Origin of the sequence: Cnuibacter physcomitrellae (assembly GCF_014640535.1) — a bacterium.
Classification (GTDB): Bacteria; Actinomycetota; Actinomycetes; order Actinomycetales; family Microbacteriaceae; genus Cnuibacter; species Cnuibacter physcomitrellae.
Genome location: NZ_BMHD01000001.1, coordinates 1,363,694 through 1,382,994 on the forward strand (window position 1 = coordinate 1,363,694; position 19,301 = coordinate 1,382,994).

Below are 19,301 nucleotides of genomic sequence, written 5' to 3' on the forward strand. Positions count from 1 at the left end.
GGATGGCATCGCCCCCGGTCACGAGGTGGGGTCCCGAGAGCGGTGAATCGGTCGTGCTCCTGCCCGGCTTCGGCAGCACGGTCGCGACCGACTTCGCACTCCTGGGCCCGATGCTCGGTCGTTCGCGCCGTGTGATCGGCCTCGATCCCGACGCCGTCCCCGAGGGGGGCCTTCCCGCCCCCGCGCACCTCGTCGGCTACGGCGCCGGGGCGGCGGCGGCGCTCCGCCTCGCCACGGGCGGCGCCGACCGTCCCGCGAGCGTGACTCTCATCGCCCCCGTCCTCTCCCCCGGCGCCGCCGAGGCGGCGCTCCTCAGCGCCCCCTTCCGGCTCATGCGCCCCGAGGCGGCCGAGCCCGCGATCGACCGGGATCGCGCGGCGATGGAGCTCGCCGCGATCGACGGGGCCGAGCTCGTCGCACGGGCGGCCGACACCGCCGCCCCGATGCTCGTCATCCGCTGCACCGACGACGCGCTCGCCGGCCCCGACGACGCCCTGCGCCTCGTCGAGGCGGCCCCGGATGCGCGGCTCGCCTCGGTCGACTCCGGCCACGGCGTCTTCGTCGAGCGGCCCGCCGAGGTGCTGGCCCTCCTGGCGAGGTTCCTCGACGTCCCGCACGCGCATCCGGCCGGATCGTCCTACCGGGCGGCCGCCGCATGACCGCGGTCGACGTGCTCGTCGTCGGCGCGGGCTTCGCCGGCATCGGCACCGCGATCCGGCTGGCGCGCGAGGGCGTCCGCTCCTTCGTGGTCCTCGAGCGGAGCTCGGGGGTGGGCGGCACCTGGTGGGACAACTCCTACCCGGGTGTCGCGTGCGACGTCCCCTCGCACCTCTACTCCTTCTCCTTCCGCGTGAAGCCGGACTGGTCGCGGACGTTCGCCCCGGGGGCAGAGATCCGCGACTACCTCGCCGACTGCGTCCGCGAGGAGGGGGTGGCGCAGCACATCCGTCTGAACACGGAGATGACCGACGCCCGCTGGGACGAGAGCGCCGGTCGATGGCGCGTCAGCACCACGCGAGGCGAGTTCGAGGCCCGGGCGCTCGTGATGGCGGCCGGTCGGCTGTCGGAGCCGCGCATCCCCTCGACGCCGGGCCTCGAGTCGTTCCCCGGTCCGATGTTCCACTCGGCGCGGTGGCGCGACGACGTCGACCTGCGCGGTGCCCGTGTGGGTGTCGTGGGCTCCGGGGCGAGCGCCGTGCAGATCGTGCCGCGCGTCGCCGAGCAGGCCGCCGAGGTGGTGCTGTTCCAGCGCTCGGCGCCGTATGTGATGCCGCGGGGCGACCGCGTCTTCGGCGAGGAGGAGAAGGCCGCGCTCGCCGCCGATCCCCGCGCTCTCCGTCGCCTGCGCGACGGCCTGTTCTGGAGCATGGAGGAGGGGTTCGCCGCCCGTGCGGGCGCCCCGGGACTCGAGGGCCATCGCGAGCGCCTCCGCTCCGCCGCGCTCGGCCATCTGGAGTCGGCGATCGCCGACCCGGTCCTCCGCGCCGCGCTGACCCCCGACTACGAGGTGGGCTGCAAGCGCGTCCTGCTCTCCGACGACTACTACCCCGCGCTCACCCTCCCCCACGTCTCCGTGGTGCCTGCCGCGCTCGAGTCGGTGTCGGGGTCGACGGTGCGGGCCAAGGACGGCACCGAACGCGACGTCGATGTGCTCGTGCTCGCCACGGGCTTCCACAGCACCCGTCCGCCCTTCGCCCAGCGAGTCACCGGGCGAGACGGTCTCCTCCTGGCGGACCACTGGTCGGACGGGATGACGGCGTACGCCTCGACGACCGTCCACGGGTTCCCGGGCCTGTTCATCATCAACGGACCCAACGCGAGCCTCGGCCACAACTCCGCCATCGCGATGATCGAGGCGCAGATCGACTACGTGCTGGCGGTGCTCGAGGCGACGGATGCGCAGGACGCCGACGCCCTCGAGCCCACGGCGGACGCGGAGCGGGCGAGCCGCGACGAGGTCGACGCGCTCGCCGCCTCGACGGTGTGGATGCTCGGCGGCTGCGAGAGCTGGTACCTCGACTCCGCCGTGCACCGGCTCACCCTGGTCTGGCCCGACTTCGCCCACACCTTCCGCGAGCGCCTCTCCTCGGTCGATCTCGCCGCCTACGAGCCGGTTCGGGCGGCACGGGAGGGGCGGCCCGGATCCCTTAGGCTCTGAGCATGACCCCGCCGGCACCCGTCGCACCCCGCTCCCGGGGCCTGCTGCGCTCGCCGCGGTTCTGGATGGCGCTGCTGCTCGCCGCCCTCATCGTGGTCACCTACGTGGGGCTCGTCGCGCTCTACGCCACGAACGGTCGAACGGCGAAGTCGACCGAGGTGCCGGAGGCCGATGTCGACAAGATCGTGCTCGATCTCACTCCTCAGAACGTGGACGGGTCGAAGGAGAGGATCTCGGTCGACGTCGACGTCTTCTCGCTGCCGGAGAAGTACCTGCAGGACAAGATCTCTGTCAACCAGGACATCACGATCCTCATCAACCCCCTCGACGGTTCACCCGCGATCCAGCTCAAGGCCGGCGCCCCGGTCCCGATGACGTCGATCTCGGTCATCGTCGATGGCAAGGTCGAGAACTGGCCGTTCGACAAGTACGAGACGGATGAGGTCTACGCTCTCGCCTTCCCTACCGCCGCTGGTCCCTCGCAGGCCATACCCGTGCAGTTCCGGCTCATCGGACAGCCTCCTGGGTGGAACATCGACCTGTCCGAGAGCGGCGCGATGTACCCCGACTTCGACGGCTCGACCGTCGACCTCCAGACGTACGACCTCTCGGCCAAGCGCGACTGGAGCATCATCACGTTCGGACTCGTGCTGCTCGTCCTCCTCGTGGTGATGCCCGTGCTCGTGCTCTTCGTGGCGATCTCGGCGTACATCGGCCGGCGCCGGGTCGAGGCCACGTTGACGAGCTGGATGGGGACGATGCTGTTCGCCACCATCACGGTGCGCAACTTCTTCCCCGGGTCTCCGCCGATCGGCTCCTGGGTCGACATCCTCGTGGTCCTCTGGGTGATCGTCGGACTGGTGGTCGGGCTCGCGATCTACGTGGCCGCGTGGAACCGCTGGGGCACGCCGTATTCCGAGTACCGCGGAGCGCGCGCGGCGGTCTCCGACGACAAGCCCGAGACCAGGTGAGATTCTGCCCCTCAGGCGTTCCCTCGACAGGGCCCCCGTTGCTACGGTGGTGTCATCTGGAGCTTCGGCTCTTCACCGCGGCTGAGAAGTCGAGAGACCGCTTGAAGGAGTCGGTATGGCAACGGGCACTGTGAAATGGTTCAACCAGGAGAAGGGCTTCGGGTTCATCGCCCCGGCCGACGGCACGCCCGACGTGTTCGTGCACTTCTCCGCGATCGCGACGAGCGGCTTCCGAACGCTCGAGGAGAACCAGCAGGTCGAGTTCGACACCGAGCCGGGCCGCAAGGGTCTCCAGGCCGCGAACGTCCGTCCGCTCTGATCTGAGTCCTTCGCACGAGAGGGCCCGAGCCACCGCGATGGTGGTCTCGGGCCCTTCGTCGTCGGGTCTCAGCCCCGGGCGCGTCGCCTCCGCGTGATCGCGCCGAACGAGCCTGCCCCCAGGGCGAGCGCCAGCAGCGCCAACAGTGCGACGGGGCCGGGGTCGTATCCGGAGCCGGTCGCCGCGAGCGTGCTCGATCCTGCACCGGGGACGGGTGTCGGCTCCGGGCCGGGGTCTGGCGGCAGGATTCCGTTCATCGCGTCCGTCAGGAGGCCGTTCAGCCGCCAGGGAGCCGACGTGCCGCCCGGGTCGGAGTTGTAGTACTCCCACGTCGCGACACCCCCGAAGTCCGCATGCTTGGCGGCCAGGTCGTCGACCTCCTCGAGCAGGGGTCGCAATCCGATCCAGCCGTTGCCCCCGGGGCAGTTGATCGGGTTCGAGAGCACTCCCATCACGAGCTTCGACGCCGGGGCGCCTCCGACTCCGGCCTGGTAGGCGATCACCTTCGAGAAGTACTCCTCGGTCGGCTCGCCCCACCCGCAGTACGTCTGCAGGTTGAACCAGTCGATGTCCTCGCCTCGGTCCTCGTAGAGCTGGTCGTAATCGAGTTGGGAGAGACCGTCGATCTCTCCTTCCATGCCCCGCGCCACGGGCGACAGGGTGATGAGGAACGTCGGCCCGAAGTCGTTGCGCAGCGAGTCGATGACGAGCTCGACGACCTCGATCGCCGTCGGCGTCTCCACGTCGAGGTCGATGCCGTCGAGATGGTGCTTGACGATGAGCTCCTTCAGCCGGCCGTACTGCACGTCGAAGTCCGTGCTGAGCGTCTGCCACGAGGGATTCTGGTCACCCCCGATCATCCCGATCACCCGCACGCCCTGCTGCTGCATCGCAGCGAGGTCGGCCCACACGGGGGTGTAGTAAGGGTCGTCGGGAGTGTGATCGTTGAGGATCACCTTTTCCGGCTTGAGCTTGATCGCGGCGAGGATGACGTAGTCGGTGCCGGTGTGCTCGGTGGTGAGCGGCAGCGGCGAGATGTACGGGTTGTTCACGTTGTTGTCGACACGCGACGTCTGGTAGTACGCGATGGTGCGCTTCGTGTCGGTGTGCACGAGAGCGTTCGTGTCGACCGTGATCGTGTCTCCTGCCGCGTCGGCCGAGTCGACGGTGACGGTCACGCCGGACTCGTCGGTGTAGGTGTCGCCGGGCTGGAGCGGTGCGGCCGAGATCGTCGCTGCGTCTCGGACCTGCGGTGCGGCGCCGTCGGCGAACTGGACCTCGACGGGCCCGTCGCCGGAGGGCACCGAGGCGTCGATCCGGTACACGAGCGCGCCCTCGGCAGCCGTGCTGGCGGCGTCGATGCCGACGGACCGGCGCGACTCCACCGCGAGGACGGTGCTGGCCGACAGGCGGATCAGCGCGACGCCCGCCGTCGCCGAGTCCTCGACGGCGCCGAGCTCCAGCGTGGTCGTCTTCCCGGGACGGAGGCACGACACGGCGTCGTCCGCGAGCCAGCCGAGCCGCCACTGGTTCCAGGCGAGCAGCTCGCGGGAGCCGTCGTCGTCGAGGTAGCCCATGAGGTCGAACGGGCCGGTGCCGCGGGAGGCGTCACCCGCGCTCGTGTCGTTGAAGTAGAGGTCGGCGAGCCCGAGGGTGTGCCCGTTCTCGTGCGCCACGACCCAGGCAGGGCTGAGCTCGGCCGTGGGGCCGAGGTCGGCGGTCGAGAAGAGCACGGCACGGTTGAGCGTCCGTCCGTCGGCGGTGACGGTGGCGTCGTTCATCGCGTGGCTGCGGACGTCGCCGGTCACGGCGCTGGACTCGAAGACCAGCCAGATCGCATCCGTCTGGGAGAAGTCGACGACCGCGTCGGTCGCGGCGACCGCATCCGCAAGCAGCTCGTCCGAGAGCTCGTCATCGGTGCCGATGCCGTAGTGGGCGGTCGGGTACGGCATCTCCGCCCACGCCTCGTCGGCCGTGCGGTCGAGCTGGAGCTTGCCCTCCGAGAGCTCGGAGACGCTCTGCTGTCCGCCGTCGAGGGCGTCCTCGTAGCCGGCGAGCGCCGCGTCGTCGCCCGGAGCGTCCGGGAAGTCGACGTAGAGGGTGGTGATCCTCCCCGTGCCGGTGGCGGGCATGGCCTCGCGCCCCAGGCTATAGCCCTCGCTGAAGTCGACGTCGGGCGGGGTGGGCATCTGGCAGCGCGCGAGGGGCTGCAGCGAGGAGGCGTCGGCCGGCACGGCAGTCGGAGCCGCCGGAGCGGCCGGGGCGAGCGCCGAGGCCGGCGCCGAGGCCAGGGTCGGGATGAGCAGCGCCGCCGCAGCGATGACGCCGGCGGGTAGAAGTCGTCGGTTCACGAGTCCCCTCTCTCGCGGAGCGGGTGGCTCACGAAGCGGAGCGCACCTCGACGGCATCCTGGCCTAGATCGGCGGATCGCGCACCACATCCGAGTAATACCACCCGTTTGGGCGTGGAGAACGACACCCGTCGAGTGAGAGGATGAGGGCATGAGCGGCAGAGGCGTGCGTGTCGTCGTGGTCGAGGATCAGCCGCTGTACCGGCAGATGCTCGTCGGGCTGCTCCACGCCGCCCCCGGCATCGCGGTCGTCGGCTCCGCCGCGACCGCTCAGGATGCGCGTACGCTCGACCCCCACGGCTTCGACGTGGCGCTCGTCGACCTCGACCTCGGCGACGGCGACGGGTTCGACGTCGGGTCCGCCTTCCGGGCGGCGAACCCCAGCGTGGGCATCGTGATCCTCTCGGCGGTCGACGCTCTCCACCGGATGCTGCAGCTCGATCGACGCGATGCCGCCGGGTGGAGCTACCTGTCGAAGACGTCGGCGCTCTCGGCGGGGTCGCTGGTCGCCTCGCTCCAGGCCTCGCACGCCGGACGCACGGTCATCGACCCGTCGCTCGCCGCCGTCCGGGAACCGAGGGCCGGCAGCCCGCTCGAGTCGCTCACCGACCGGCAGCGCGAGGTGCTGTCACTGCTCGCGTCGGGCATGACGAACATGGCGATCGCGGAGCAGCTCGGCATCGCGAGCCGCTCCGCCGACAACCATGTCAACGCGATCTACGGCGCGCTCGGGCTCGCGGCCACCGATCAGCGCAACCCCCGGGTGCAGGCGGCTCTGATGTTCGTCGAGCACTCACGGTGACCGTCCACGCGTTCGCCTGGACGTCGGGCGTGAGGAGGGCCTGGGCCGACCGCGACTCTCGCCAGGACGCGCGCGTGATGCTCACCGTCACGGCGACCATCGGGCTCCTCTTCGCCGTCGCGACCTCGGTGCAGTCCGTGCTCGCGATGGGCGTGTACTCGGCGACGCTCCGGGGAGTGCCGTCGGCTCCCGTGGCGGAGCTCCTGGTGCGCGGCCTGATCAACGTGACGACCGTGGGCCTCATGCTCGCGCTCGTCGCGACCCTGCGACCCGAGCGGCGCTCCCTTCCGATCGCGGTCCTGCAGAGCGTCCTCATCGTGGTCGGGTGCGCTCTCGTGCGGGCTCTGGTCCAGCTGGCGACCGGGGTCTATGCCGATCGGACCGCATGGGTGGCGTTCGCGGAGATCGTCACGACCAGCGCCGCGTGCCTGGTCACCATGCTCATCGGCTTTGCGATGGTGGGCGTGTGGCGTCGCCTGCGTGCGGGCGAGCGGGAGCGTGTGCAGAGCCAGCTCGAGACCGTCCTCGCCTATCGGGAGCTGCAGGAGGAGGAGCTGCGCGTGCGCCGCGAGGTGGCCCAGGGCATCCACGGCAGCGTCCAGAGCGTCTTCGTGATGCTCGAGGCCGAGCTCGACGACGTGGCGACCCGCGTCGAGCCGAGCGAGGCCGCCCGCATCCGGCGCGCGTCGGGCACGGTGCGCGACCTGCGGGAACGCGAGCTGCGCAGCCTCAGCGGCGTGCTCTACCCGGTCGACCTCGATCGCGGCCTCGATCCCGCGCTCACCGCGCTCGTCATGCGGCTTCCCGCTCACATCGCGGTGGAGACCCGCTTCCACGACAGCGCCCGAGCCCTCGACGCGCGGGCGACCCTGCCGCCGAGCACGCGACTGCTGCTGGTGCGGACGGCCGAGGAGGCTCTGAGCAACGCGCTCCGCCACGGCGGTGCGTCGTCGGTGACGGTGGACCTTGAGTTCGAGACCCCGACCCGGGCGCGACTGGTGGTCGACGACGACGGATCGGGGCCGGCCGCCGAGGCCTCGTGGTCGGGTCTGGATCGCCTGCGCCGGCACCTCGACCTGCTCGGCGGATCGCTCGTGCTGACCCGGTCGACGGGTCTCGGCGGTGCGACGCTCACCGCCGTCGTCCCGGTCGACGTGGAGCCCGCCACCGCACCGTGAGCCCTGCCGCTCAGCCCTCGGTCGCCCCCTGCGAGTCCCTGAGACGCAGGTGGAGCAGCGGGTAGGGACGACCTGCGTCGTCGGTCTCGCTGCGACCGACGACGTCGAAACCGCGGCTGAGGTAGAACCCGGTCGCGGAGGCGTTCTGCTCGTTGACGTCGACCTCGGTGACGCTCCTCTCGTGGATCGCATGGCGCAGCAAGGCGGTGCCGACGCCGCTCCCGCGCTCGTCCGCAGCCACGAAGAGCATCTCCAGCCGACCGTCGAGCACGCCGGAGAATCCGACCGGGTGGCCGTCGCGCTCCGCCACCGACAGATCGACCGCGGGCAGGTAGTCCGACTCGAGCCTGGACTCGATCTCGGCTCGGTCGGGATCGGAGAGGAAGTGATGCGTGGCCGCGACGGCGGTGCGCCAGATGGCCACGAGCTCGGGGAGCTCTGCGGGCCCGGTCGATGGGCGGATTCGGGGTCCGGACACGATGACGCTCCTGAGGAAGGTTCGGATGGGGCGAGCCGACCATCGTATCGGGACGGCGAGGCGGCCTCACCGTCCGGCGCAGTGCCGTCGCGTCAGAAGGCGCGCAGCAGTGCGATCCCGCCGAGGACGGCGGCGGAGCCCACCGCACCGGCGGCGGTCAGCATGATCAAGCGGAGTCGGGTCGAGAGCGGCACGGGGCACTCCTCCGGGTCACATCGTCATCGAGGTGGAGCAGGTGGGCTCAGCGTACTGCGAGAGCGGAGATCCCGCCCGCAGGCATGCTGTCAGTCCGCTTACAGGCCCTACCCGGGGATTTCCTCGGCCGATCGCACGACGGATGGTTAGACTCGCAGGACCCACGCGGGCAGCGATGCCTCCGACCGTCATGACCGGGACGAGCGACGAGAGGCCGCAGGATGCGAGAGTTCCCCCGCACACAGCGCTTCGCTCTCGTCGCGCTCCTCGGGTACATCGTCGCCGTGCTGGTGATCGTCACGTGGCCCACCCCGGTCGATCGCGATTCGCGGGGCACCATCCAGAACGTCCTCCGCGCCCTCCACGACCGCGACCTCTTCACGTTCGTGAAGTACGGCCACATCGAGTACACCGCGAACATCGCGATGTTCATCCCCCTCGGCATCCTGCTCGCCCTGTGGCTCGGCCGGCGCTGGTGGTGGGTGGCGATGGCCGCCTGCTTCGCCCTCTCCGGGACGATCGAGACGTTCCAGGGCCTGTTCCTGCCCAGCCGCTACGCCACCTTCGACGACGTCATCGCGAACACGACCGGTGGGGTCATCGGGTCGCTCATCGGTGCCGTGATCCTGCAGACGCTGCGGGTACGCGCTCTCGAGAAGGGCTCTCCGGGCTCCGCATCGCCGCCGGGCGATGGACCGCGGCGCGAGGTCATCGAGGGGGCAGGTCCGTCGACCTCCCGTGGGCGATGAGCCACTCGCGCCACACGATCGCGGCGAGCGAGTCGAGGTCGGGGAAGTAGCCGAGCAGGTGCCGACCCTCCGATTCGGCCGCCCAGGTGACCGCGCGGAAGTGGACGCGACCGCGCATCCGCACCGCCCGGACGATCGCGATGCGATCGGCGCCGTCGCGCATGAGCCACTCGTGCTCTCCCGTGCGCACGAGCTGCCTCCGCGGGCTCCAGTGCGCCACGTCAGCGACCGCCACCGGGCGGCCGGCCGTGTGCATCCGGATGCACAGAACGGATGTCGGGCGCGTGCGCCCCCTCCCGGACCGCGAAGCGGTGCACGACCTCGACGCAGGTGTCGAGCCCCGGCCAGTACCCCTCCCCGATCAGGACGCGCGGCTCCTCATAGGTGACGGCGCGCCACCGCGTCACCCGCTGCTCCCCCGCCCGCACCTCGACGAGCCGGATGATGGCGTACGGCCGCGTGGTGCCGGGCAGGTTGTAGAGGTACTCCGTGGGCCGGAGGTCTTGTCGCGGATGCCATCCCATGCGCACGAGAATAGAACACATGTTCGAATGTGGAAACGTGAGCGGTGTGTCGTCGCTTCGGCTGCGCGCGCTCGCTCGATCCGGCGGCTGGAGCGCTGACCCCGGGTCACATGCAGAGGGCGGTGGCGCGGGCGAAGTAGGCCTGCGCGGCGCGGAAGGCCTCGTCGCCGGTGAGGGACTCGTAGTGGGTGCGGAGGTCCTCCAGCTCGGCGACCTGATCGGCCGAGCGGACCGGATAGCAGCGGGCGGTGATGGCCGCCGCGAAGTCCCGTAGGCCGCCCGCATGTCCGATGTCGCTGGGCTCGGCGTCGGCGCCCACCTCCCAGTTCGCCGCCGACCACAGCTGGTTGAGCGAGGCCTCCTCCGGGGTGAGGGCACTGTTCGTCGACTGGTCGTAGTCGCTCGGGAGCGGCGGGTCGCTGGGCTGGTTCGTCGTCTGCGGGATCGTCGTGAAGAAGCCGCCGTCCGGCAGCGGCCTCGGGCCGGACTGCTCCGCAGCCCCGCTCGCCGTGCACCCGGCGAGACCGACGACGAGGGTGAGGACGATCCCGGCCATGATCGCGGGACGAGGAGTCGGTCACATCCCCTCACCCTAGGAAGAAGCTCGCCTCCGCACAGTCCTCCCAACGGCCCACATGTCGGGTGACCGGGGAACTGTGCCCGTGCGGGCGCTGACCTAGCGTGGGGACATGAGGAGGCAGACCCGGTTCGGGGGGATCGTCGCAGCAGGTCTCGTGGCGATGTCGCTCTTCGGATGCGTTGGTACGGGCGGTGACGCAGCACAGGACTCCGACAGCACGGCAGCGACCACGACCGCGACCGCGACCGCGACCGCCGACCCTGACCTCACGCCGACGCCCACACCGGTACCGACCGATCACGCCTCCGGGACCTGGCACTCCGCCGCAGGCGCGACGAGTGGGACGGTCGACATCGTGATCCACGACGACGGCTGGCTCACGCTCGAGCTGAGGGACTTCGCCACTGACGCCGCCCCGACGTTCGGGGGCATCTACGCGGCCATCATCGTCGACACCGTCGAGGACGGCTCCACCTGCTTCGGCCCGAGCCTCGCGATGGCCTCGCCGGAGATCCAAGCGGCCGGCGACCAGGATGTGGGCCTCACCCCGATCGAACACGTTCCACCGATCGCGCCGCTCGACTCCTACGTCACCGCCGCGATCTACACCGTGCCCGAGACCGTCGACGACCGGGAGCCGGGGTGCGACGGCTACACCCTCGAGGGCTACGCACCCCTGACCTGGAGCACGTGACCGATCCGGCTCAGGCCGCTCAGGCCGCGGGCGGGGCGGCAGGGACCAGGAGCATCCGCCGCTGCATCGGGGAGAAGGCGAGCAGGACTCCCCCGAGCACGCCGAACAGGATCCCGCCGAGGAGCGCGACCACGCCGACCACAGTGGTGAGACCGTAGTCCGACGCGCCCGCGCCGAGGGACATCAGGACGATCCCGACAATGAGCAGGAGCACACCGAACACGACCATCCCCCACGAGAGCCAGACGTAGACGCGGTACGACCGCGGCCCGTGGAAGGTGGGTCGCACGCCGAACCGACTCTGGACGTACTGGCTCCAGCGGGCTCCGGTCCACCAGCGACTCGTGGTGGATGCCACCTGATACCAGCCGGCCCCGGGCCCCTCCTGCTCGCCGGGCAGCGGACGCACGATGTCGGTCACCAGCGGCGCACCGGTCGGCGCCGGGATGCGCCGCACCGCACTGCTCGTGATCGCGATGGAGAGCCACAGGATGGCGAGCAGCATCGTCCCCGCGCCGCTGAAGTTCACGGACTGCGCGAGCGTTCCGAGGACGAACTGGAAGACGGCGAGGCCGAGGAAGATGATCGCGAACGCCCAGGCCGCGCCGGGCTGCTCGGAGTTGGCCCAGTCGACCCCGGGCCGACCGTCCTTCCGGAAGCGCATGCCGGTCCACTTCTGGCCGTCCCACCAGCGTACGGGCCCGGAGGCGGGCTGGTACCAGCCCATCACCGGCCCCGTCTGAGCGCCCTGCCCCGACGCCGGGGTGGGCGCCGGAGCGACCGCGGCAGCGTCGCGCTCGTGCTCGCTCCACTGCGTGCCGTCCCACCAGCGGAGACGCCCCGGCGTCCCTGCGTCGTACCACCCAGGCGCTGCGCCCATCCGCGACCTCCCCATGAACCGTCCCTTCGACCGTAGCGTGATCGGCCCGGAGTCGGACCGGGGACGCACGAAGGGGCCGCGCCCCGCTCGAGCCGTGGGAGCTCGAGCGGGGTCGCGGCCCCTCGTGTCGGCGGGTCAGGCCCGCCGTATCGTCGCTACTCGGTCACCCGACGGCGGCGGACCATCACGAGGATGGAGGCGCCGGCTCCGAGGACCAGGATCGAGCCAAGGATCCACAGCGACACGTTGAGTCCGGTCGAGGCGAGGTCGCCCGACGACGAACCCGTGCCGGCCGGGACCGCGTTCCCCCCGGGGGTGGGCGAGGCGGTGGGCGACGGCACCGGCGCGGCGGCGACGGTGATCACGACCGGGTCGGAGACCGACGCGAACGCGGTGGCCGTCTGCCCGAAGGAGGCGACCACGGTGTGCTCACCGACCGCGAGCCCCGCGTAGCGGAACGTCGCGACGCCGTCGACCACGTCCGCCGTGCCGAGCACGGTGTCGCCCTCGGTGAAGGAGACGGTGCCCTCGACGTCGGCGCCGGTCACGGTGGCCGCGAAGGCGACCTCGTCACCCTCGGTGGACGACGTCGGCGCGGCGAGGACGGTGGTCGTCGGTGCGAGCACCGACACCGCAGCCCGTGCGTCGCGCTTGGAGCCGGCGCCGAGAGCGGTCACGTCCGCTGCACCGAGCGTCGAGTTCACCGGGACGTTGACGGTCCAGGTGGCCGCGCCGGCGTCGTCGGCGATCACGACTCCGAGGTCGGCACCCGCGAAGCCGAACAGGACGGCCTCTCCGACGCGGAAGCCGGACGCGGTCACGGTGAACGAGTCACCGGGTGCGACGGCCTCCTTGTCGACGGCGAGGGGCACCGGAGCGAGCGAGGCCTCGTACTCGGCGCACGCGTCGCCCTGGATGCCGACCGGCGGGATCTCGGTGCCCGTCGTGCCGTCGTCCTCGCGAACCGTGAGGTTGTTGAAGGCCTGGGCCCCCATCACCGCGTTGCTCGTGTTCGTGGCGCTCACCTTGAAGTTGGTGCTGCCCTTGTCGGAGGCGGCGCTGTTGCCGAGGGTGGCGACCGTGACGGTCTTGCAGGTCTCGCCGGGCTGGAAGGTGACCTTCTCCATCCCGATGCCGACCGCTCCCGAGGCCGATCCGAGCACGCTGACGTACCCGGTGACCGGCTTCGTGTCGGCACGGCTGAGGTAGGCCGCGACCTCGGCGGAGCCCGGGCCCGAGCCCTCCTCGACCGCGGTCGGCGCGATGTTCACCGTGGTCCGCGTCTGCACCACGGGGGTGCCGACCGACGGGGTGTCGAAGGCGAGATCCGACAGGTAGACCCCACCGGTGCCCGTGCCGTCGGCACCCACGCCCGCCGTGAGACGGATCTCGCGGACGTCGCGCAGGTCGATCCCGGTGATGGTCGACGTGGGGATCGTGAGCTGCTGCAGCACGATCTTGTTCAGCGTGGTGTTGGTGCCTCCGGGCATCCGGTTGATCGCCAGGGGGTTCAGAGCGGATGCGGCGACCTGGTAGGTCGCACCCGTTCCGTCGACCACCGTGATGGTGAAGTCGGTGCCGCTGGGCACGGACTCGTCGGGGGCGGTCTTCAGCGTGATCTGCGACCGGGTGCTGAGATCGCGGTAGTCGGCGGGCACGGTGATCCGCAGCTGGCCGGTGCTGGGCACCGACGGGTCGGTCGTCGAGGCGCCGGTCCACAGGAACCGCGTGGTCGGGAACTCGGGCACGTTCGGAGCGAACGAGCCGGGCGTCCAGTGCGGGACCTGCGACGAGCCCTTGGTGGTGGCGCAGAACGGCAGCGACTGCGACACGGTGCGGCCGGAGAGGTTGGTGCACACCGCCGCGGTCGCTCCACCCGACACCCGGATGAGCGAGTTGTTCGTGGTGAAGTCGGTCACGAGCGAGGTGCTCGACGCCGGCTGGGTCGCCATCACGCGCACGTCGGCGTAGGAGGTCGCCGTGGTGGAGGGCTTGACCGATCCGTCGAACAGCGACTGGAACTGCGTCTCGCCGCCCATCGTGAGGCGGAAGAAGCCGGTCATGTAGCTGACGCCGACCTGGTACTGCTGTGCCGCGGTGAGACGGGTGGAGTCGCGGGTGGAGCAGCTCGAGGTGGTGTCGCGGGTGGACCAGTCGTCACTGGTCGCCGCCGGGTAGAGACCGGGCGTCCAGACCGTGTTGAAGAAGTTGTGGTTCGCACCCATCACCCAGACGGCGGAGCGCAGCACGTTGTCGTCGAACGCGTGACGCGAGTCGTCGATGAAGTGCTGGCCCTGCTGGTTGGAGACGTCGCCGTCGCAGTAGGGCAGGAACACGGCGGTGGGCACGTCCGGCAGCGTCATGCGGCCGAAGTCGACCGGTGCGAGCGGCAGGACCGACTCGATGCCGAACGGCTTCGCGAGGCCCTGGTTGAGGGTCGCCGCGGAGACGACGCCCTCGCCACCACGCGAGTGGCCCATGATGCCGACGTGGTCGAGGTCGAAGCGGCCCTTCAGCGACGCCGCGGTGACGCCCGAGGGCGCCGCCGGCTGGTCGGTGCGCGTCGTGGCGCGGACGAGCGCCTCGTCGAGCGTGCGGGTGGTGGTGACGCTCGGGACGGTGTCGGTCGCGGTCGTGATGTCGTCGTAGGAGACGGCGGCGCCGGCGTTGGCCTTCTCGAGCATCGAGAGGGTGTCGAGGATGAGCTGACCGCGGGCCTGTGCGCCGTAGTCGAGGGCGAGCTGGTTGTCGTTCGAGTTGACCGAGTTGGCCGCGATCGACAGCACGTTGTAGCCGTTCGACGCGAGCGCCCGAGCGGTGCCCTCGTAGCCGAGGTAGGAGCGGACGTTCATCTGCGTCGGGCCACAGGGCCAGCGCAGCGGGTTGGCGCCCTGGCCGGAGCAGGAGGTGTGGCGGCCGTGCAGCAGCACGATGGTGGGGCGCTCGCCGGTGGCGTCGGTGAGGTACATCTTGCCGGTCATCTCACCGCGGATGCCGCCGATCGCGGCGAGCGCGATGGCCTGGTCTCCGAAGTCGTACTCGGCCTCGGTGACGCCGTACTGCCCGAGCGTCGACGGGTCGGGCACGGCGGCGGCCTGAGCGAGCGCGTCGAGCTGCTCGGTCATGATGCGGCTCTGCGGGGACTCCTCGGTGACGGGGGTCTCCGTCGTCTCGGAGGCCTTGTCCTCCTCACCGCTCGACCAGCCCTTGCTCACGTCGGTGGCGTCGGCGACCGAAGGGTCGTTCGTGACGATGCTGAGCGAGAGGCCGTCCTCGGACTCCTGCGCCAGACCGAGGGGCTCGCCGTCGACGATGATCGTCGGCGCGTCGTTCACCATGGGAAGCGGCTCGTCGAGCTTCAGGTCGACCAGGTATCCACCGGGGGTGGTGGTCACAGACCAGTCGCTGCCGGAGGCGACGACCGGGTCGGGCGCCGGAGCGGCCACGGCGACGGATGCCGCCGAGAGCGCCATTCCGGGCGCGAGCGCGACGGCGACCGCTCCCACGATCCACCGCCTCGCGTGTGTGCGTGTAGACACAGTTCTCCTCGAGATCGTTCAGACAGAGTCGACGCCCAGTCGGCCGCGGAGGTGCTGTGGACCGACAGGTGGGGCGCTTGGAGCATGCAGCCGAGAACCGGCTCCAGCGAGACTATGAATTTGCACAGGGTTTGGGTGAGCCGGAAACACACCCGAAACAGAAGGTTCACGCGCACTAAACATCGATCTCTGCTACACGGTCTTCCCGTGACCCGCATCCGGGGGTAAAGGGTCGGCGCGCGCCCGAGCGCCGGCGATCAGGCGGTTTCGTCGACGAAGACCGCGCCCGGAGGGGCGCCGCAGAGGGCGAGCTCGAACTCGTCGAAGCTCACCAGCGGGGGCGGCAGCGGATCGAGCAGCACCTCTTCGAACTCCGGCGCCCCATCGAGAAGTGTCGCGAGCGTCGGACGCGCCTCGACCCCGAAGTACTGGGCATCGAACAGCGCCTTCGGCACCGTCTCGTAGACGCGGCCGAGCGGCGACACCCACCGCAGGACGCCTCCCTCGAGCTGCTCGAGCGACCAGCCGTCCTCATGCTTGATGTGGTGGTGCCGGGAGCAGAGCGCGGCGAGGTTGTCGAGATCGGTGCGCCCGCCGTCGGCCCAGGCCTCGGTGTGATCGAGCTCGCAGTACATTGCCGGCCGGCCGCAGTTCGGGAAGCGGCAGGTCTCGTCGCCGAGGACGACCACACGCCGCATGTCGGCCGTGGGCCGGTACTTCTCGCGACCGAGCGCCAGAGGACTGCCGTCGATCGGATCGACGAAGAGCCGCGCGAAGCTCGGCGCCTTCGCGGCCAGCCGCCTCGCGGTCTCGGCATCGATCGCGCCGTAGCCGGAGAGGTCGGCCGGCCGGTCGTCGAGCCCGATCAGCGTCTCGACCGGGATGGTGACCACCACCGTGGGCACCACGTCGTTGGCGCCCGCCGGGGAGGTCTCGCCGCGGAGCACGAAGTCGCGCAGGACATCGCTGCGCAGCGCGGCCACGGAGCGGATGTCGCCCCCGCGATGGACTCGGTCGACCTTGGTCTCGACAGCGTCGAGGATGGCCCGCGCGTCTTCTGCGGACAGGACGTGATGGATGACGGCCATGCCATCGAGCTCGGCGTCGACCCAGACCGAGCGCTCCTGACGAGCCTTCCTGTGACGCGCCTCGATCGTCTCGGGGTGGAGCCGCTCGCGGAGCCGCTTCGCCGCCTCGCGCAGCCGCCGCGGGGACATGACCGCCGCGGCCTCGAGGAGTCGGGCCTCGAACTCCCTCCGCGCCACCTCAGGCACGGTGGCGGACTGATCGACGATGACCTCGGCGTGCTCGAGCGTGATGCGCCCCACCGTGAGCCCGTCGAACGTCGCGGTGAGCTGCGAGGTGAGCGCCCAGGCGAGATCGATCTGATTGCGCGCCTGCCCCTCGCCCAGATGGAGGGCGCATGCCGTCTCGGCCACGAGATTGCGCCACGCGCGCTCCTGCGCCTCGGGCGTGTCGACGGTGGTCTCGAGGATGTGGGTCAACCGCCGCCGGGCGAACCGCGCGAGCCGGAGAAGGTGAGCAGCCTGTGCCGCACTCACCTCCCGCCCCGAGTCGCAGACACCCTCGAGCGCCGCGATGTCGTCGAGGTCACCCTCGGCGACGAACTCAGGACCGGTCATGAGTACCATTCAAACACAGATTCGAGCATTGCTCAACTCAGGTCTGAGGTGTCTCCCGACCGAGAATCCACCGCATTCCAGATGATGACACCCACCACCGGCACGAACACGAGGATGAAGTACCAGAGCGTCCGCTCCGCATCCGTGAGCCGCCGCGAGCGGTGGACGGCGATGCCGGCCCGGACGGTGAGGGCGATCATGCTCCCGACGATCAGCGCCAGGACGGCCATGGTGATGATCAACGGCAGGTGCACCAATAACGATCCCACGACGGCATTCCCCCGATCCTCCGGCGACGCGGTAGCCGGTCGCCATCCCCTCCGTGCAGGATGCACCGTCTCGGCGCGAGATGCAACCGAGCGGCACGGACGCGGGACAGGCTCGGGTCAGCTCCTGGCCTCACCGACAGAGGTGGAGCGGAGGCTGTTGAGGAGGGCCGCCGGGACCTCGGGATCGCTCACCGAGACGGCGAACTCCCTGTCGTCGGTCGTCGTGACGACGAGGCCCGGACCATCGCGGAGGATGAGGGCGGATCGACCCGGCATGATGCGGTAGCCCCAGCCGCCCCACTCTCCCACCCTGAGCTCCGCGGCGTCGGCGCGGCGGATCATGTCGAGCGGGATGCGCTTCAGCGGGAGCCGCAGCAGCAGCGACACGATCCGCAGTCCGCGCCAGTCGACCGTGATCCTCACCCGGATGAAGGACGCGAGCACGACGGCCGCCGCGAGGAGGATCGCGAGCGAGACCGCACCGGCGCCGGGATCGCCGAGGAGCACGAGCGGGATCTCGACCGCGGCGGCGATCGCGACGACGAGGACGGTGACGTAGACGAACACCTTCGCCGTGATCGTACGACTCCATGCACCGGTCTCGGTCGCTCGCAGCGGCGTCGCAAGCGTGGCGGGCCGGCGCTCGTCGTGGCGTCCGTCCCGCGGCGCGACGAGGTACGGGACGGCCCCGTAGAGGACCGCCAGGGCCAGCGCGATGACCCAGCCACCGAGGACGGCCCCCTCTGCGGATCCGGCCTGCACGGTGAGCCCGGCCGGGATGAGCCAGCCTCCTGCCGCGACGGCGCCGACGGACCCCATCCAGAACAGGGCCGCTCGCGTGGAGCGCACGCTGACGCGCGGAAGAGCCACGGCGACCACACCGACGATCACCGCCGCGATCGCCACCCCGAACGTGACGGAGAAGACGGCGACGCCGGGAAGACTGCCGTCGGCGGGGCCCAGGTCGGACCAGTGGGACGCGACATCACCGCGCAGAGCGCTGCTCCAGAGCAAGCCGGTCGCACCGATCGCCAGAGCGGGCACGGCGAGGGCGACGACAGCGCCCACCCACCGCAGTCGAGCGTTCACGACAGCTCCACCAGTCGAGTCAGCTCCTGTGCAGAGAGGCCGAGCTTGCGACCCTCGGCCGCGAGCTGCGCGGCCAGCTCCGTGATGCGCACCATGGCGGCGTTGGCCTCAGGGCGGACCCATGCACCTCGGCCCTGACGCATCTCGATCGTCCCCTCGTCGCGCAGCCGCCCGTACGCGCGGAGGACGGTGTGCATGTTCACCCGGAGACCCTCTGCGAGGTCGCGGGCGGTCGGGAGCCGTTCACCCGGGCTGAGCTCGCCGGATGCGATCCCCGCCCGCACCTGCACCGCGATCTGGTCGGCCAGCGAGACCGGGGATGCGTGATCCACCCGAAAGAACATGTTTGCAATGCTACTAGAACAATGCACTAGCCTGGAGACCATGATCGGCGTCGTGGTGTTCCCCGCACTCCTGCTGCTCGCCGCCGTGCTCTTCCAGCTCGCGGCCGGCGGCGTGATCAGCAAGAACCGAGTCGTCGGCATCCGGATCGGGTCGACGCTGAGCTCCCCGGAGGCCTGGGCGGCCGGCCACCGGGCTGCTGCGCCATGGGCGTGGGCGGGCTTCGCGGTCGGCGCCGTCGCCGGGGTGGGGTCCTCGATGTCGACGGGCACCACGGCCGCCGCATGGGCGGCCATCGTGGTCGCCGCGTTCATTGCGACGATCGTCGCGACCCTGGTCACCGCGAGCCGGGCGGCGCGAGCGCAGGGTCGCGCGGCGCAAGGGCAGAGCCCGACGGGGCCCTAGTGGTCGCTGCCGCCCCACTCGGCGTCGCAGTGGTCGCAGACGACGTCGCCGTCGCGTACCCACACCCACCCGTCCAGGCACACAGGACACTTCACCCGCAGGTCGAGATCCACGCCGTTCATGGCCCGGAACATAC

21 protein-coding genes are annotated in these 19,301 nt (G+C 70.7%); 9 read left to right on the forward strand and 12 right to left on the reverse strand.

Annotated features, from left to right (window positions below; genetic code table 11):
• The first annotated feature begins 2 nt into the window (after positions 1–2).
• The 4 genes from IEX69_RS06355 to IEX69_RS06370 all read left to right on the forward strand — a co-directional run bounded on the left by IEX69_RS06355 (position 3) and on the right by IEX69_RS06370 (position 3,448).
• Positions 3–659, forward strand: coding sequence for an alpha/beta fold hydrolase (locus IEX69_RS06355; protein ID WP_157127219.1), 657 nt, complete (start codon positions 3–5; stop codon positions 657–659).
• Positions 656–2,158, forward strand: a complete 1,503-nt coding sequence (locus IEX69_RS06360; RefSeq protein ID WP_085020226.1) for a flavin-containing monooxygenase — start codon at positions 656–658, stop codon at positions 2,156–2,158. Before IEX69_RS06355 ends, IEX69_RS06360 begins: the two co-directional genes overlap by 4 nt.
• Before the next feature lie 2 nt (positions 2,159–2,160).
• Positions 2,161–3,129 (forward strand): DUF8686 domain-containing protein, encoded by a 969-nt coding sequence (locus tag IEX69_RS06365; RefSeq protein ID WP_085020227.1) that lies wholly within the window; start codon positions 2,161–2,163, stop codon positions 3,127–3,129.
• 115 nt (positions 3,130–3,244) lie between these two features.
• Positions 3,245–3,448 carry a cold-shock protein gene (locus IEX69_RS06370; protein WP_085020228.1) on the forward strand — a complete coding sequence of 68 codons (204 nt, stop codon included), beginning with the start codon at positions 3,245–3,247 and terminating at the stop codon, positions 3,446–3,448.
• Between the two features lie 68 nt (positions 3,449–3,516).
• Here the strand turns inward: IEX69_RS06370 and IEX69_RS06375 are convergent, their stop codons facing one another.
• Positions 3,517–5,799: a glycosyl hydrolase family 18 protein gene (locus IEX69_RS06375; RefSeq protein WP_085020229.1), complete on the reverse strand. Its 2,283-nt coding sequence runs from the start codon at positions 5,797–5,799 to the stop codon at positions 3,517–3,519.
• Positions 5,800–5,949: 150 nt separating this feature from the next.
• Here IEX69_RS06375 and IEX69_RS06380 point away from each other — a divergent pair, with 150 nt between their 5' ends.
• Positions 5,950–6,600, forward strand: coding sequence for a response regulator (locus IEX69_RS06380; RefSeq protein ID WP_085020230.1), 651 nt, complete (start codon positions 5,950–5,952; stop codon positions 6,598–6,600).
• Positions 6,597–7,778: a sensor histidine kinase gene (locus IEX69_RS06385; RefSeq protein ID WP_085020231.1), complete on the forward strand. Its 1,182-nt coding sequence runs from the start codon at positions 6,597–6,599 to the stop codon at positions 7,776–7,778. Before IEX69_RS06380 ends, IEX69_RS06385 begins: the two co-directional genes overlap by 4 nt.
• A 10-nt stretch (positions 7,779–7,788) precedes the next feature.
• On the opposite strand, the gene IEX69_RS06390 is transcribed toward IEX69_RS06385, so the two are convergent.
• Positions 7,789–8,256 (reverse strand): acetyltransferase, encoded by a 468-nt coding sequence (locus IEX69_RS06390; protein ID WP_085020232.1) that lies wholly within the window; start codon positions 8,254–8,256, stop codon positions 7,789–7,791.
• Between the two features lie 416 nt (positions 8,257–8,672).
• Here IEX69_RS06390 and IEX69_RS06395 point away from each other — a divergent pair, with 416 nt between their 5' ends.
• Positions 8,673–9,200 carry a VanZ family protein gene (locus IEX69_RS06395; RefSeq protein ID WP_085020233.1) on the forward strand — a complete coding sequence of 176 codons (528 nt, stop codon included), beginning with the start codon at positions 8,673–8,675 and terminating at the stop codon, positions 9,198–9,200.
• On the opposite strand, the gene IEX69_RS06400 is transcribed toward IEX69_RS06395, so the two are convergent.
• From IEX69_RS06400 to IEX69_RS06410, 3 genes are all read right to left on the reverse strand, one after another.
• Positions 9,160–9,390, reverse strand: coding sequence for a hypothetical protein (locus tag IEX69_RS06400; RefSeq protein ID WP_157127220.1), 231 nt, complete (start codon positions 9,388–9,390; stop codon positions 9,160–9,162). The genes IEX69_RS06395 and IEX69_RS06400 overlap by 41 nt on opposite strands.
• A 31-nt stretch (positions 9,391–9,421) precedes the next feature.
• The gene (locus IEX69_RS06405; RefSeq protein WP_085020235.1) at positions 9,422–9,724 is read right to left on the reverse strand and encodes a hypothetical protein; all 303 of its coding nucleotides are present in this window, start codon (positions 9,722–9,724) and stop codon (positions 9,422–9,424) included.
• 106 nt (positions 9,725–9,830) lie between these two features.
• Entirely contained in the window at positions 9,831–10,280 is a 450-nt protein-coding gene (locus tag IEX69_RS06410) for a hypothetical protein (RefSeq protein WP_085020236.1), read from the reverse strand.
• A gap of 133 nt (positions 10,281–10,413) precedes the next feature.
• On the opposite strand from IEX69_RS06410, the gene IEX69_RS06415 reads away from it, so the two are divergent.
• Positions 10,414–10,998, forward strand: coding sequence for a hypothetical protein (locus IEX69_RS06415; RefSeq protein WP_157127221.1), 585 nt, complete (start codon positions 10,414–10,416; stop codon positions 10,996–10,998).
• A 19-nt stretch (positions 10,999–11,017) separates the two neighbouring features.
• On the opposite strand, the gene IEX69_RS06420 is transcribed toward IEX69_RS06415, so the two are convergent.
• The 6 genes from IEX69_RS06420 to IEX69_RS06445 form a co-directional block, all read right to left on the reverse strand.
• The gene (locus IEX69_RS06420; RefSeq protein ID WP_157127222.1) at positions 11,018–11,878 is read right to left on the reverse strand and encodes a DUF2510 domain-containing protein; all 861 of its coding nucleotides are present in this window, start codon (positions 11,876–11,878) and stop codon (positions 11,018–11,020) included.
• Between the two features lie 155 nt (positions 11,879–12,033).
• Positions 12,034–15,417 carry an Ig-like domain repeat protein gene (locus IEX69_RS06425; protein ID WP_157127223.1) on the reverse strand — a complete coding sequence of 1,128 codons (3,384 nt, stop codon included), beginning with the start codon at positions 15,415–15,417 and terminating at the stop codon, positions 12,034–12,036.
• 257 nt (positions 15,418–15,674) lie between these two features.
• Positions 15,675–17,060, reverse strand: a complete 1,386-nt coding sequence (locus tag IEX69_RS06430) for an HNH endonuclease signature motif containing protein (protein ID WP_174604471.1) — start codon at positions 17,058–17,060, stop codon at positions 15,675–15,677.
• 32 nt (positions 17,061–17,092) lie between these two features.
• Positions 17,093–17,329: a DUF805 domain-containing protein gene (locus IEX69_RS06435; RefSeq protein WP_157127224.1), complete on the reverse strand. Its 237-nt coding sequence runs from the start codon at positions 17,327–17,329 to the stop codon at positions 17,093–17,095.
• Positions 17,330–17,446: 117 nt separating this feature from the next.
• Positions 17,447–18,418 carry a hypothetical protein gene (locus IEX69_RS06440; RefSeq protein WP_085020242.1) on the reverse strand — a complete coding sequence of 324 codons (972 nt, stop codon included), beginning with the start codon at positions 18,416–18,418 and terminating at the stop codon, positions 17,447–17,449.
• Positions 18,415–18,762, reverse strand: a complete 348-nt coding sequence (locus IEX69_RS06445) for a GntR family transcriptional regulator (RefSeq protein ID WP_085020243.1) — start codon at positions 18,760–18,762, stop codon at positions 18,415–18,417. The genes IEX69_RS06440 and IEX69_RS06445 overlap by 4 nt, the downstream gene beginning before the upstream one ends.
• Before the next feature lie 40 nt (positions 18,763–18,802).
• On the opposite strand from IEX69_RS06445, the gene IEX69_RS06450 reads away from it, so the two are divergent.
• Positions 18,803–19,165 carry an SdpI family protein gene (locus tag IEX69_RS06450; RefSeq protein WP_174604472.1) on the forward strand — a complete coding sequence of 121 codons (363 nt, stop codon included), beginning with the start codon at positions 18,803–18,805 and terminating at the stop codon, positions 19,163–19,165.
• Here IEX69_RS06450 and IEX69_RS21070 read toward each other — a convergent pair.
• Complete coding sequence (locus IEX69_RS21070) at positions 19,162–19,287, reverse strand: hypothetical protein (RefSeq protein ID WP_259420893.1); 126 nt, start codon at positions 19,285–19,287, stop codon at positions 19,162–19,164. The genes IEX69_RS06450 and IEX69_RS21070 overlap by 4 nt on opposite strands.
• Positions 19,288–19,301: the final 14 nt, after the last annotated feature.